Genomic DNA, 16137 nt, shown 5'->3' on the forward strand with positions numbered 1-16137 from the left:
AGGCGTTCGAACGGTGTGTCGGTGTTCCCGAACGCACCCAAATCGGTTTCCCGGGTGCCCTCGAGCACCTCGGCGAACGTCGCCGACTGGGAGACACCGGTACGCAGCGCGAGGGTATTGACGAACATACCGACCAGGTCGTCGAGCGCGGCATCACCGCGACCGGCGACCGGCGTGCCCACGACGACATCGTCCGATCCGCTCATGCGGGACAACAGCACTGCGAACGCGGTGTGGACCACCATGAACGGGGTGGCCGAGTGACGTCCGGCGAGTTCGGCGAGTGCCGCCCTCAGGTCGGCGTCGATCTCGAACTCGACCCGGGCCCCCGTCGCAGACCGGTTGGGTGTGCGGGGCCGGTCGAGAGGCAGATCTAGCAGGTCGGGGACACCGGCGAGGGTGTCCTTCCAGTACGCCAGCTGACGCGCGGACTCCGACTGCGGATCGACTTCGGACCCGAGCACGTCCCGCTGCCACAGTGCGAAGTCGGCGAACTGTACCGGCAGTGGCGCCCATGCGGGAGCGTCGCCCTGTGCCCGGGCGCTGTACGCGACGAGCAGGTCGCGCGCGAGCGGCGCCATGGAGCCGCCGTCCGCGGAAATGTGGTGGATCACGACAACGAGCACGTGTTCGGTACTGCTCTCGCCACCTACCTGGTAGAGCGCGGCGCGAACCGGGACGGCCTTCGCGACGTCGAAACCGGTCGTTGCGAGGGCGAACACCTGCCGGTGCAAATCGGTGTCGTCAGCGACAGGCGTGACCGCCGCGAGATCGAGCCCTACCTCGTCGGGGGTGCGCACGACCTGGTAGGGCCCCTCCGGAGAGGAGGGGAACAACGTCCGCAGCGATTCGTGCCGTACCACGACGTCCCGCAACGCGGTCTGCAACGCCGCGACGTCGAGCGATCCCGTGAGCCGTAGGGCGAGCGGGATGTTGTACGCGGCTGAAGCCGGGTCGTACCGGTTGGCGAACCACATCCGCTGCTGTGCGAGAGACAGCGGGATGCGGTCGGGGCGCGGACGCGGAACGAGCGCTGGGCGGGTTATCGCCCCGGCCCCGTGTTCCGCCACGCGCCGGGCAAGGCCGGCGACGGTCGGGACCTCGAACAGTTCTCGCACACCGAGATCGGTGCTCAGCGCCGCGTTAAGCCGCGACACCAGCCGCGTTCCCGCGATCGAGTTTCCACCGAGCATGAAGAAGTCGTCATCGAGACCGATGTTCTGTTCGATACCCAGCACCTCTGCGAAAATCGATGCCAGGATCGTTTCGACGTGGGTGACAGGCGTCCGAAACGCACGCGCGTGGTCGTGGTAGTTGGGCTGCGGCAGTGCCTGACGATTGATCTTGCCGGCCGGAGTCAGGGGTACTGCCTCAATTGCGACGATTGCCGTCGGCACCATGTATCCAGGAACGAATGTTCCGACGAAGTCGAGAACTGCAGTCTCGTCGAGGTCCGCCCCGCGTGTGAGGAGCACATGGGACACGAGTGTGGGATCACCGGTCGGGCCGGGCACCACAGACGTCGTCGCGAAGTCGATGCTCGGGTGCTTACCAAGAACAGCATCAATCTCGCCGAGTTCGATGCGAAAGCCCCGCACCTTCACTTGAAGGTCGGATCGCCCAACGTAATCGAGGGTCAGAACTCCGCTCTCACATTGAAGCCACCGAACGACGTCGCCAGTCCGGTACATCAGCGAACCTGAATCACCGAACGGATTCGCAACGAAGCGGCTGGCACTGAGACCCGCTCGTGCGTGATATCCACGGGCCAGCGCCGCACCGGAAACATAGAGTTCACCCGAAACCCCAAGCGGTGTCGGTCGCAGGCGCGCATCAAGCACCAGCGCCGCAGACCCACGGACGGGACCACCGATCGTCACGCGCTCGCCGAGGGTCATCGGCCCGTCGAGGCTGGTCATGACCGTAGCTTCGGTGGGTCCGTACGCATTGAACATCTGCACGCAGGACGACCAACGGTCTGCCAGCTCACGAGGGCATGCTTCGCCACCCGTCACGACCACCTCGAGCGACTGCAATCCTGTCGGATCCAGCGATGCCAGCACGGCAGGAGTCGCGAAGGCGTGGGTTACCTGCTCGGTGGAGATGAGCTTCTTCAGCTCCTCTCCACCGTAGATGTCTGCAGGCGCGATCACCATGGTCGCCCCTGCCGGGGTGGCCATCAGCAACTCGAGCACTGATGCGTCGAAGCTCGGCGACGCGAAGTGCAGAGTGCGGGAGGTGGTGTTGATTCCGTACCGTTCGCGCTGTTCTGCCGCGAAGTCCGCAAGGCCACGGTGCGTAACCACGACACCCTTGGGCTGCCCGGTGGTGCCGGACGTGTAGATCACGTAGGCGCTGTTGGCCGGTGCCACCGCCGTGCGACGCTCCGCGTCCTCAATGGGCGCCGTGGAGTATTGCGCGGCGACGTTCTCGAAGTCTTCGGTGTCGAGGACGAGCCAGTCGACGTCCACCGGAAGCCGGCAGACCTCGGAGCTGACCGAAAGCCCGAGCGACACACCGGAATCGGCGACCATGTGCGCGATGCGCTCGTCGGGGTAACGCGGGTCGATCGGGACGTAGGCGCCGCCACTCTTGACAACGGCCCAGATGCCGACGATGGACTCGATCGAGCGGGAGATCGCGAGCCCGACGAACGTCTCTGCGCCGACTCCGCGCTCGATCAGGATGCGTGCGACGCGGTTGGACCACCCGTCCAGCTCGCGATAGGTAATGCTGTCACCACCTGCGACGATCGCGTCCCCGTCCGGATTCGCGGCGACCGCGGCGGAGAGCAGTTCGACGAGCGTCGTGGGCGCCGTGCCCTCGATACCGCGGACCGGTGTCAGTTCCTCGGTCTCCTCGGTGTCGAGGATGGGGATGTCACCTACCGCGATGTCTGCGTTCGTCGCCACAGCCTCGAGGATCCGCACGAAACGATCCGCGAATCCCTCGACCGTGCCTGCATCGAAGATCTCCGTCGCGTAGCCGAGCGACCCACTGATGCCGGTGGGAACTCCCTCGTCGGACCACTGCTCCTGCAGGTCGAGGGTGAGGTCGAACTTGCTGAACTCGACATCGACCGCGCCGGGGGTTGCTTCGAGCCCCGCGAATTCCAGCGCCGGAATTCCGTTGACTTGGTGCGTCAGGACTACCTGGAACAGCGGCGTGTACGCCGTGGATCGCGTCGGCTTCAACGCGTCGACCAACTGCTCGAAAGGAACGTCCTGGTGGCTGAACGCCTTCAAATCTTGTTCGCGGACCTGTTCGAGGAGAGCCGTGAACGACGCACCGGGTTCGACCTCCGTACGCAGTACCAGCGTGTTGACGAACATGCCGACAAGGTTGTCGAGAGCCTCGTCGCCGCGGCCTGAGATCGCCGTACCGATGGCGATGTCGGTGCTCGAGCTCAGCCGCGCCAGCAGCACGGACAGCGACGCGTGCAGAACCATGAAGAGGGAGACATTGTGCTCCCGTGCGGTCTCCCCCAGCCGACGGTGCAGGTCGGCACGGATGGTGAAGCCGACCGAGCCACCTGCCATCGACCGCACACCGGGGCGGGGCCGATCGGTCGGCAGCTCGAGCACGTCAGGCACACCCGCGAGAGTCTTCGACCAGAAATCGATCTGCTGCGTGGCAACAGATTCCGGGTCGTCTTCGGATCCGAGGAGAGCGCGCTGCCAAATCGCGTAGTCGGCGTACTGGACCGGGAGTTCCGGCCACTGTGGCTCGCTCTCCTCGAGACGCGCAGTGTAGGCCGCCATGATGTCGCGTGCCAGCGGAAGGGTCGACGCGCCGTCGGAGGCGATGTGGTGCATCACCAGAACCAGTACATGGTCGCCCGCACTGATCCGGAACAAGCGTGCGCGGACCGGGAGGGTATCGGTGACGTCAAATCCCTGGGACGCGAATTCGAACAGCCGCGCCGTCAGATCCGCCTCGACCACCTCGACCGATTCGAGCCCCAGGTCGACGTTCGACGCAGGAAGAATGACCTGGTGCGCACCGGAATCCGAGTCGGGGAACACCGTCCGCAGGATTTCGTGGCGCGTCACGACGTCGGAAAGCGCAGAAGACATCGCCGCGACGTCGAGGTCGCCACGGAGCCGGACCGTCAGCGGCACGTTATACGCCGGCGACGACGGATCGAAACGGTTGAGGAACCACATGCGCTGCTGTGCAAGCGACAGCGGGAGTTCCTGTGGCCGGGCCTGCGCGACGAGAGCGGGGCGCGGTGTTCCGTCGCCACCCTGCTGCTCGACGAAGGCGGCCAGTTCGGCGACGGTGGGAGCCTCGAAGAGATCCCGCATGCCTACGATCGCACCCGTCGACGACGACAGGCGTGCCGCGACCCGGGTGGCGCTGAGCGAATTACCGCCGAGATCGAAGAACGACGCGTTGACACTCACGCGATCGACACCGAGCACGTCGCCGAAGATAGCGCCGATGACTTCTTCGAGGGGCGTGCCCGGAGCGACGAACTCGGCACTGTCCGAGTCGAATTCAGGCTCCGGGAGGGCCTTGCGGTCGATCTTGCCGCTGGAGTTGAGCGGCATCTCGTCGACGACGACCAATGCATCCGGAACCATGTGCGACGGAAGCACAGAGCGCAGGTGCGCGGTGACGTCGCGTGTCCCCACGGTCGCGCCGGCCACGGCGGTGACATACCCGACGAGCCGCTGCAGACCGTCACGCTCGTGGACGACGACGATCGACTGTTTGACCTCGTCCATCGCGGTCAGGGCCGACTCGATCTCACCGAGCTCGACCCGCAGACCGCGGATCTTGACCTGGAAGTCGCTGCGCCCGAGGAAGATCAGCTCACCGTCGGCGCGCTCGCGCACGAGGTCGCCGGTTCGGTAAATGCGGGAGCCGGCATCGCCGACGGGGTTGGCGACGAAACGCGCGGCGGTAGTATCACACATCCCGCCGTAACCGCGGCCCACTACGACGCCGCCGATGTACAGTTCGCCCGTCACGCCGGCTGGCACTGGCCGCAGCCGCTTGTCGAGCACGTAGTAGTCGGCACCGGGCAGCGCGGACCCGATCGGGATCGGGGTGGCCTCGGCGCCGGGTGCAGTCAGGTCCAGCTCGTAGGTCGCGCTCACGTCCGACGCTTCTGTCGGGCCGTAGGAGTTGACCAGGCGGACACCCCGGCCGATCAGCTTCGCGTACGCGGCCGGCCGGATCTGCTCCCCACCGAGGATGACGCAGTCCAGCGACGTCAGGCGGTCGTCGACGTCGAGTTCAGCCAGCAGTTCGAACGCGCTGGGCGCCATGTTGACGACGCGGACGTCACCCATGGCGAGATGACGGAGTATGTCCGCCGGGTCGAAGCCCTCGGCCGCGAGGTGGAGCACGCCACCGGAGATCAGCGGAACCCACACGTTCTTCTGTGTGAGGTCGAACAGCGGGGAACTCGCGACGAGGACACCCGTGCCCTCGCCGATGCGAATTTCGTCGCGGTACCACCGGTAGGTGTTCATCACACCAGCCATGGGCACCATTGTCGGCTTCGGCCGGCCCGTCGAGCCCGAGGTCGAGATGACGTATGCGAGACAAGCCCCCGCCTCGTCGTCCGTCCACGGGTCGAACGCGAGGTCGCTCGCGTCGTACTCGGCCAGCGCCGCGACAGTCTCAGGAGTGTCGAGGACGACAGCGTTGTCGAGAACGGCGTCGCCCAACGGCGTCGAGCCCAGTTCTCGCCACGACGACGTGGTGATCGCCACGCGCGCTCCGCTTGTCTTCACCAGTCCGGCGATACGCTCGAGAGGCCACGCCTGGTCGAGCGGCGAGTACGCGGCACCGACCTTCCACGCGGCGAGCATCCCGACGACCCAGTCGAGCGAACGCGGGACGATCAACGCGACGACGTCGTCGGCCCCGACACCCCGATTCGCGAGTTCGCGGGCAACCTGGTTGGCGCGGCAGTTCAGCTCGGCGCGCGTCGTCGCGACTCCCGCGCCGACCACCACGACGGCGTCGGGGTCGCGCTGAACGTGCTCGTTCCATGCAGCGAGGGGCGACTCCGGCCGGGCCGCGGCCGCATCGGCGGTAGCCGCCTGTTCCGAGACGATCGGTGCGGCCGTGTACTTGTCGAGGTCGATGTCTCCGACTAGCGCGTGCGCATCGGCGATCACCGTGTCCAGGATCGCCCCGAAGCCGTCCTTGCCGTCCGCGGACGGCGGGGCCATCATGATCGTCGGCACCAGACCGGACAGGACAACGGACACGATCGCGTCCGGTCCCATGCCACGTTCCGCCAGCGGTCCCGACATCAAGCGCAGTCGCTCATCGAACTCGCGGTACGTCACCTGCATGCCGTCGTGCGCAACTGCGACTGAGTCGGGGGCGACCTCGACAGCGGCGGCCAAGAGCTGCGGCAGCTCGCGAACAGTGATCGTGTGGGCGGCCCTGACTGGGGTCAACTTTGCTCTTTCACGTTCGGTGAGAATGTCGATGTCACCCACGGCGACATCGGGATCGGCGACGACGGCGTCGAGAATGCGGACGAATCGTTCCGCGATCCGCTCCACGCTCGCCCGTTCGAACAGGTCGGTGGCGTACGTGAACCGGCCGGCGAGTCCAACAGGCTTTCCGGTGTCGTCGACTCGCTCGGTCAGGGTGAGGGTCAGGTCGTACTTCGCACCCTCGCCAAGGTCCTCGAGCATCCGCACCGACAGGCCAGGCAGCTCGAGGGCACCGATACGGTTGTTCTGGAACGAGAGCATGACCTGGAACAGCGGCGAGTACGCGGTCGAACGCCGGACACGGAGAGTCTCCACCAGGCTTTCGAACGGCACGTCGGAGTTCTCGAAGACGTTCAGGTCCAGCTCTCGAACCCGCGCCAGCAGATCGCCGAACCCCTCGCCCGCGTGCACCTCGGTACGCAGGACCAGTGTGTTGACGAACATTCCCACCAGGTCGTCCAGAGACTGGTCCCGGCGCGCCGCCGTCGGGGTGCCGATCGCGATGTCGTCGGTGCCGCTGAGCCGCGAGAGAAGCGCCGCGAGAGCGGTGTGCGCGACCATGAACAGCGAGGCGCCCCGCGCCTTCGCAAGTCGTTCGAGCCCGTCGTAGACCTGTGACTCGATTCCGAAGTCGACGAAGTCTCCCCGCATCGACTGCCGAGCGGGCCGCGGGCGATCGGTCGGGAGTTCGAGCAGCTCCGGCGTGCCCGACAGCGTCTCCGACCAGTACGCGATTTGCTTCGCAGCGAGCGACTGCGTGTCGGCGGGGTCGCCGAGGACCTCGCGCTGCCACAGCGCGAAGTCGGGGTACTGCACCGGCAGCGGCTGCCACAGCGGGGCCGCGCCCGCGGTGCGCGCGCTGTAGGCGACCATGACGTCCCGCGCGAGCGGCGCCATCGACGCGCCGTCGGCGCAGATGTGGTGCACCACGAGGACGAGCAGGAATTCGCTCTCGCTCGTGGCGAACAGCCGGATCCGCAGCGGGGGCGCGACCGTGACGTCGAATCCCTCGGTGGCGAATTCGGTGAGGGCCGTGTGGAGCCCGGCCTCGGGCACCCGCACGGGCGTGAGGTCGAACGGAACCTGGGTGACGTCGACGACCTGCTGGTACGGCCCGTCGGCGGAGTCCGGGAACACCGTCCGCAGCGACTCGTGCCGCGCGAGTACGTCGGAGACGGCCGACGACATCGCGTCGATGTCGAGTGCACCGGACAGCCGAACGGCGAGCGGGATGTTGTACGCCGAGGACGCCGTGTCGAACCGGTTCATCAGCCACATGCTCTGCTGCGCCATCGACAGCGGAACGCGCTCGGGGCGCGGCCGCGCGACGAGCGCCGGGCGGTCCGAGCCGGTGCCTGCCTGCTCGGCGACCTTGGCGGCGAGCCGCTCCACGGTCGGCGCCTCGAACAACTCGCGCACGCCCAGTCGGGTGCCTGCGGCGGCGTTGAGCCGCGCAACTGCCTTCGTCGCGACGAGCGAGTTGCCGCCGAGGTCGAAGAACGACTCGGCGACGCTGATCTTCGGAAGCCCGAGCACGTCCGCGAGGACACCGGCGACCAGTTCCTCGGTGGGTGTGCGCGGTTCGACCATCTCGCCCTGCAGGGCGTCGAAATCGGGCTCGGGCAGAGCCTTCCGGTCGAGTTTGCCTGCCGTGGTGAGCGGGATTTCGTCGAGGACGACGATCGCGCTCGGCACCATGTGCGCCGGCAGTGTGTCGCCGACGAAGTGCGTCACCTCGGCGACGTCGACCGTGGCACCCGCGGTCGGCAGCACGTACGACACGAGGGCCGTCGATCCCGACGGCAGCGACGTGCCGAGGGTGGCCGCGAATTCGAGGTTCGGGTGCGCCACCAGCGCCGCGTCGATCTCGCCGAGTTCGATGCGGAAGCCGCGGACCTTCACCTGGAAGTCGCTGCGGCCCACGTACTCCACCCCGTAACCGGCGCGGTGCCCGGGGTCGGCGACGAACCGGACGATGTCGCCCGTGCGGTACATCCGGCTGCCGTTCTCACCGAACGGGTTGGCGACGAATCGTTCGGAGGTGAGGCCGAGACGGTCGTGGTATCCGCGGGCGAGACCGGGGCCCGCGATGTACAGCTCCCCTGCCACGCCGACGGGTACCGGGCGCAGGAGTGCGTCGAGGACGTAGACGGTGACGGCACAGACGGGACCGCCGATCTCGATCCGGTTCCCGGGCACCAGCATGTTGCTGACGTTGCTCATGACCGTGGCCTCGGTGGGACCGTAGCCGTTGTACATCCGGCGGCCCGGCGCCCAGCGTTCCACCAGTTCCGGCGGGCACGCCTCGCCGCCGACGACGACGACCTCGAGCCGATCGAGTCCGGCCGGCTCCACCGACGCGAGCGCGGCGGGCGTGACGAAGGCGTGGGTGACGTCGTTGTCCGCGAGGAAGTGTCGCAGTTCCTCGCCGCCGTACAGGTCGGCGGGGGCCACGACCATCGTCGCGCCGCAACCGAACGCGAGCAGCAGTTCGAGGACGGACGCGTCGAAACTCGGGGACGCGAAGTGCAGGGTCCGCGCCGAGGGGCTCACCCCGTAATGGGTGCGCTGTTCGGCGGAGAAGTTGGCCAGACCCGTGTGGGTGACGACGACGCCCTTGGGCAGACCTGTGGTGCCGGACGTGTAGATCATGTAGGCCGCGTCCTCGAGCCGGACCGGCACGGTCCGCTCGGAATCCGTCACCGGCTCCGGCGACTTCGGGGCGCACAGCGACTCGCACTCGGACGAGTCCAGCGCGAGCCAGTCGACACCCGACGGAAGGTCGTCCCGCTGAGCGGACACGGTGAGGCCGAGGATCGCGCCGGAGTCGGCGACCATGTGCGCGATGCGCTCGGACGGGTAGCGGGGGTCGACGGGCACGAACGTGCCGCCGGCCTTGGCTACGGCCCACGTGCCGATCACCGAGTGCTGCGAGCGCGTCATCCCGAGCGCCACAGACGTTTCCGGTCCGACTCCGCGGTCGATGAGCACGCGAGCGAGACGGCTCGAGCGCGCGTCCAGTTCCGCGTAGGTCATCGACTCTCCGTCCGCGACGAGCGCGATGCGCTCGCCGTTCTCCGCCGCGGCCGCAGCGAGGATCTCCGGCAGCGACAGCGGTGCGGCGGCGTCGGTGCCGTGCGCCGCGAGCAGCGACGCGCGCTCGTCGGGAGCGAGGATGTCGATGTCCGCGATGCGCGTGTCGACGTCCCCGGACAACGCCCCGAGCACGCGGACGACCCGCGCCATGATCTCCTCGACATCGGCGGCCTCGAACAGCTCGGGAAGGAACTTGGCGGTCAGGTGCAGCCGCGGGTCGGTCATCGCGACGATCGCCAGCGGATAGTGGGTCGCGTCGTTGGCCCGTACGTCGAGGACTCGAAGCCCTTCGATGTCGGTACTCTTCGTCAATGCCGCGCGGTCGAGTGGATAGGACTCGAACACCATGAGAGTGTCGAACAGGGAACCGATCCCGATACCCTGCTGAATTTCCGTAAGTCCGATGTAGTGATGGTCGAGCAGGGCCATCTGCTCCGACTGAACCCGCTCGAGAAGCGAACCGACGGTGTCCGCGACGTCGTATCCGATCCGGACGGGGATCGTGTTGATGAAGATTCCGAGAATCGACTCGACACCGGCGACCTGCGGTGGGCGCCCGGACACGGTCGTTCCGAACACCACGTCGCCCCGGCCGGTGAGGCGACCCAGCACGATTCCCCACGCCACCTGAACGATCGTGTTCATCGTGACGCCGAGGCCTCGGGCACGATCCGTCATCGCCGACAGCAAGTCATCCGGAAGATCGATCGTTACTTCTCGAGGATTCCTGGAATCTGTCGCGGCGCGCGCCCCTGCCAGCAACGTCGGTTCGCCTATCCCGCCGAGAGCGCGGTTCCACGCCACGACGGAGTCCCGCCCGTCCTGCGCCGCCAACCATGTCAAGAAATCGCGGTACGGGCGTGGCTGCGGCAATGCCCTGATCTCACCAGACGCCGCGTACAGGCCCAGCAAATCCTGGATGAGGATCGGCAGCGACCATCCGTCGAGCAGGATGTGGTGATTGGTTATAGCGAACTTGTAGTGCCCCTCGGCAATCCGAATGAGCAGGAACCGGATCAAGGGCGCGTCGGCCATGTCGAATGCGTCGGTACGGTTCGCGTCGATCACACGCGCGAGTTCCACGTCCCGCGAGTCTTCGTCGAACCGCGAGAGATCGACCTCTGTCCAGGGAACCTCTACCTCACCGAGAACAACCTGCATGCCGACGCCGGTGTCGTCGATGACGAAAGCAGCACGAAGGTTGGGGTGCCGGGCTACGAGCGACTGGGCCGCACGCCGGAGTCGGGCGGGATCGACAATGCCGCCGAACTCCATCACCAATTGGGACGTGTAGACATCGACCGATTGCTCGGCGAGCGCCGCGTGGAAGAGCAAGCCCGACTGCAAGGGCGCCAACGACCACACATCGGACAGCGAAGAATAGCGCAACTCGAGAGAATCGATCTGCGCCTGCGTGAGAGAAACGAGGTCGAAGTCCGAGGGCGTCGCCCCGCCGGCGTCTGGGCTCGACGCATGACGAGTGAGACCCTCCAGCGCGTCGACCCACATGTCCGCAAGCTGCTCCACGTGCACGGCTTCGAACACCCCTGCGGGATAATCGAAGGTTGCAGACAAACGTTGCTCACCATCGACCTCGGAGACGACGGCGTTGATGTCGATGGCGAAACGCACTTGCATCGAGGCGTCACGTGTTCCCGTGAGATCCATGGTGTCGGTGTCCGGGAGCCATCCAGCGGCACGTAAGGACGAGGGGATCTCACCTGTCGAGACACGACCGAGGTAGTTGAAGCTTATTTGCGGAGCGGGCAGAGCCTCGAGGATCGACCTCGTATCCGGATTCAGATAGCGAAGGAGACCGAATCCGATTCCATTCTCCGGAATCGCGGCCAACTGTTCCTTAACCGCCTTGAGTACGGCACCCGCCGCGGGGCCTCCCGCGACAGCTTCATCGAGGCCTACGTCGGGGACAGACAGCCGCACGGGAAACATGCTTGTAAACCATCCGACCGTACGCCCGAGGTCAGCACCCGGAAGTGCCGTTTCCTCACGACCGTGGCCCTCGAGGTTGACCAGTACGGACGATGCTTGCGCGCCGCGGGACCGATGCCATCGTGCTACCGCGAGTGTCAGCCCTGCCAGTAGTCCGTCGTTCGCTCCTCCCCGGAAAACTGCGGGGATTCGGGTCAACAAGCGCTCGGTCACATCGGCCGATACGCACACTTCCACTCGACTGACAGTCGAGACGGTGTCGCGCTCGTCGAGCCGACGGGAACCGATCATCGGGTCCTCGGAGTGAAGGACGCTCTCCCAGAACGGAAGCTCGGAACTCCGCGCCGCACTTCTGGCGTTGTCCGCGAGGCCATGCGCCCACCTGCGCATCGACGTACCGACCTGCGGCAGCATGGGGTCTCCCCCATTCGCAGCCTGCGCCCACGCAGACGCGAGGTCGGGGACGAGGATGCGCCACGAGACACCATCCACTGCGAGATGGTGCAGAACCACGAGCAAGCGTCCTCTTGACGTGGCGCTGTCGCGATCGGAGGAGCCCTCGGGATCGGTCGCGTTGCCGGGAGCGGTGTCACGGGGATCGAGCCAGACGAAACGAGCCACGATTCCTGCTGCCGGATCGAGCTGTTCGGTCGTCCGCGCCAAGATGTCGGGCACCAACCCCGCCAATTCGCTTTCGCCGCAGGAATACTCGATGCGTTCGAATTGGTCGGTGACGCCGACTGATCCGATCGGAGCGACCTCGAGAATCCACCGGCCTGCGTCCGCATCATTCCGGAATGTGGTTCGAAGTACGTCGTGTCGATCGATCACAGCGGCAAGCGCGCGAATGAGAGAGGTCTCGTCCACGGATTCCGGCAAGGTCAGCAGAATCGATTGCGAGAATTGCCGGAACTCACCGCCGAGTTCCGTCATCCAATGCGCAGCGGGCGTCAGCGGCATCGATCCGATGCCTGCGCCCGGCAACTCCTCGAGAACATGCACATGCGCTGACTCGGAGGCGAAGACAGCGATCTCCGCAAGCGATGCAACGGTCTTGCGCTCGAATACGTCTCGGGCTTTGAACAGCACTCCCGACTCCTTCGCCCGTGATACGAGCTGGATGGAGACGATACTGTCGCCGCCGAGAGCGAAGAACGAATCACCGACGCTGACCTCGGACACGCCGAGCACCTCGGCGAACAGGCCGGCGATCAACTCCTCCATCGGGGTGCGCGGCGCGATGTACTCCGATGCTTCTGTTGCGAAAACAGGCTCCGGCAACGCCTTCCGATCGAGCTTTCCGCTCGCGCCGACCGGTACGGAGTCGATCACCATGAAGACGTCCGGAACCATGTACGCGGGCACTGCACGAGAGACGTTCGCTCGCAACGCGTCCAGGTCAACGGTCTGTCCGACCCCAGGCACGATGTATCCGACGAGACGCTGACCCAGGGGACTGTCATGCACCACGACAACTGCCCGGGCGAGGGCAGGATCGGAGGTCATTACCTCCTCAATTTCTCCGAGCTCGATTCTCAGCCCACGCACCTTGACCTGGAAGTCGGTCCGGCCGATGAACTCGAGCACGCCCTCTTCGCTCCATCGGACGAGATCACCTGTGCGATACATGCGTTCGCCTGACGGGCCGAACGGCGAGGCGACGAAACGATCAGCGGTGAGACCCGGACTGCCGGCATAGCCACGCGCCAACTGCACGCCCTCGAGGTACAGCTCACCCGGCACCCCCACAGGCGACGGATGCAGATGTCCGTCGAGTACGTATGCCCTCGTGTTCCACACCGGCGTGCCGATCGAGGCCACGGCCTGATGAGAGGGCCGGCTGACCGCATGCGTGACGGTGTTGACCGTCGCCTCAGTTGGGCCGTACAAGTTTACGAGCTGAGCGCTTCCCAGGTCTGCAACCCGGTCGTACATCGACTGAGGAAGAGGCTCACCACCGGCAAAGATCAGCCGCAGCGTGCCGCAACCCTCGCTGCCCAGAGCGTCGAGGAACATCGACAGCACGGTCGGCACGAACTGAACCACCGTGACCGCTTCGGATTCGACGAGCCGAGCCAAACCCGAGGGGTCACGATGCCCTTCGGGGCCCGCCACAACGACGGTCGCGCCGAGCGTGAACGGCAAGAAGAGTTCCCACACCGACGCGTCGAATGTGAATGGGGTTTTCTGAAGTACGACGTCAGTCGGGACTATGCCGTAATCGTGACGCATCCACGCAAGCTGGCTCGTGAGGGCAGAGTGCGATATCTGCACACCCTTGGGTCGGCCGGTGGAACCCGACGTGTACAACGTGTAGGCGAGATTTTGTGGGTTGACAGCACTCGCACGTTCACGGTCCGCGATCGCGCCCGCCGCGTACTGCGACACGTCGAGGGTATCGACCGACACGACCGGGACGTCAACAGCTACTCGACCCGCGTCCGTGGTGCTCAGGACGCAAGCGGGAGCGGCGCTGGAGAGTACGTAGGAAATTCGTTCGGCGGGATGGTCGGGATCGATGGGCACGTAAGCCCCGCCGGCTGCGAGAACCGCATGCACGCTGACCACCATGTCCAGCGATCGGCGCATGACAACGCCCACGACGACGTCGGGGCCGACCCCGATCGAGATCAAGTGTCGGGCCAAACGATTCACGCGAGCGCCGAATTCTGCGTAAGTCAACCGCACCGATCCAGCGATCAAAGCCGTCGCGTCAGGAGTGTCCGCGATTTGGTACGTCAGCTGATCTGCCACAGTTCGAGCGGACGGGAACACAATGTCTCCGTTCCACCCGTCGACCACTTGCCTGTACTCGGCCTCGCTCATGCTCGTGAGCGAAGTGATCAGGGACTCGTCACCCGAGGCCAGGAATCGCTCGAAGAACTCGAAGAAGCGACGATGGTGGCGGTCGAGATCGTCAGCCGAATAGAGATTCGGATTCGCCTCGAAGTCGATGTGGATCTTGCTTCCGGCCACTCCCTGGTAGATGTTCAGCGACAAGTCCTCGACCGGTCCGGTCGTCAGAACGTTCTGGCGGCCGGTAACCGCCCCCAACTTGATCTCGCTGTGGAACATCATGATGTTGACAGACGGACCGAAGAAACCGCGCTGACCTTGTGCGGACCCGGCGTCGCGCCGGATGTCCTCATGCCGGTAGCGCTGACGGCGCAATGCACCCGTCAGCTCGAGTTGCACGCTCTTGACCAGCTCGGCGACGGTCATTTCCGCACCGATCTGCAGCCGAAGCGGCACGATGTTCGACACCATGCCGCCGCTCCGCCGGAGGGTGGCTGTGGTCCGCGCGGACACCGGCAGGCTCAGCACCACGTCGTTTCGGTCGGTCATGTGCGCGAGATACGCCGCGAAGGCGGCGACGACGATCGGCGCGGATCCTGCGCGTCCGCCGGACACCTCCTCCAGCAGGTCGGCCGTCGATTCGGGTAGCGCGTCCGATGCGATCCGCGCGAAGCTACCCACGTGGGCGGCCCGACCGGCCAGACTCGGCGCTTCGGGAAGGTGAGCAGTGCGCTCCGCCCAGTACTCGCGATCCTTGTCGAACCGCTCGGAGCTGCGATAGCGCTGCTCGTCCTCGACGATCCGGACCAGATCCTCGGCACGGCACGCCGGCGGCTCGGCGCCTTCGTACAGCGCCGTGTAGATTTCGGCGATTCGAGCGACGAGGGCCATCGCGCCGAATCCGTCGAGCGCGATGTGATGGATACGGCAATACCAGAAGTAGTGGTTTTCTCCGATGTGAAGGAGATATACGACGACGAGGCGGTCCTCGAGGAGGTCGACGGGAGCGCTGTAGTTGCTTCGCATCCAATTCTCGGCCGCGTCTGCCGAATCGTCCTCGCCCCGGAAATCGACATACGTGATTGCGTCGTCGAGCGCCTTGTCGACGTACTGGTACGGAACGCCCTCAATCTCGACGAGGCGGAGGAAGCCGGAGCCGAACTCCCGGCCGGTGCGCTTGCTGGCCTCGGTCAGGAGGTCGAGGTCGATGTCGCCGCGAAGCTCGATGTACTGGGCGATAGTGAGGGGAACGTCGCCCATCGCGTGTTGCGCGAACCAGATGCCACGCTGCGCGGCCGACAGCGGAAACGCTCCTTCCGGAGCACCGCTACTACCCGCTGCATGTCCCGACCCCAAGGGTTACTCCGTTCTCGAACGCGTGGCGACTGCCGCCTGTGTCTTTGGTGATTCGTAGCTCTCGGTCCCACGTACTGCGCCGCGGGACGGTCTTCCGATGAACGCCATCACATGAACGGGCCTCGCCGGTTCGAAGCTTCCCGCGGAACAGGGACGTGCCGAGCGCGGGACGACCTGCACTGATCGAAGAGTTCCACCACACTCGGAGTCGATGTCAGACGATCGTCCGAAACCCGATTGCCTGCGACGCCGAACACTCCAAGGCCCTTACATCCCGACCTACTTGCGGTGAGCGGGTTCATACGTGGCTCCGTTCTCTCATCGATCCAACAAGCGGCCACCCAATCGGTGCTCGTCATCCTCCGAGTCGAGAGCCGAGTCTACGGCCCTGGTGAAGGAACGAAACATCGTCGCGATCATCGCTTCGGCCTCCTCTCGCTCGGTGGTGACATTTTCGGTTCGTACGGTTCCG

General features: G+C 65.8%; 1 protein-coding gene (running past one end of the window). It reads right to left on the minus strand.

Annotated features, from left to right (window positions below; all coding sequences use genetic code 11):
• A protein-coding gene (locus CJ179_RS06610; RefSeq protein WP_257015350.1) for a non-ribosomal peptide synthase/polyketide synthase crosses the window boundary here: on the minus strand, window positions 1-15665 show its start. Its footprint begins 18187 nt before the window's first position; 15665 of the gene's 33852 nt are visible here — the first part of the coding sequence; it begins with the start codon at window positions 15663-15665; its stop codon lies beyond the left edge, outside the window.
• Between the last annotated feature and the right edge of the window lie 472 nt (window positions 15666-16137).

It is taken from the genome of Rhodococcus sp. ACS1 (genome assembly GCF_002300155.1).
Taxonomy (GTDB): Bacteria; Actinomycetota; Actinomycetes; order Mycobacteriales; family Mycobacteriaceae; genus Rhodococcus_F; species Rhodococcus_F koreensis.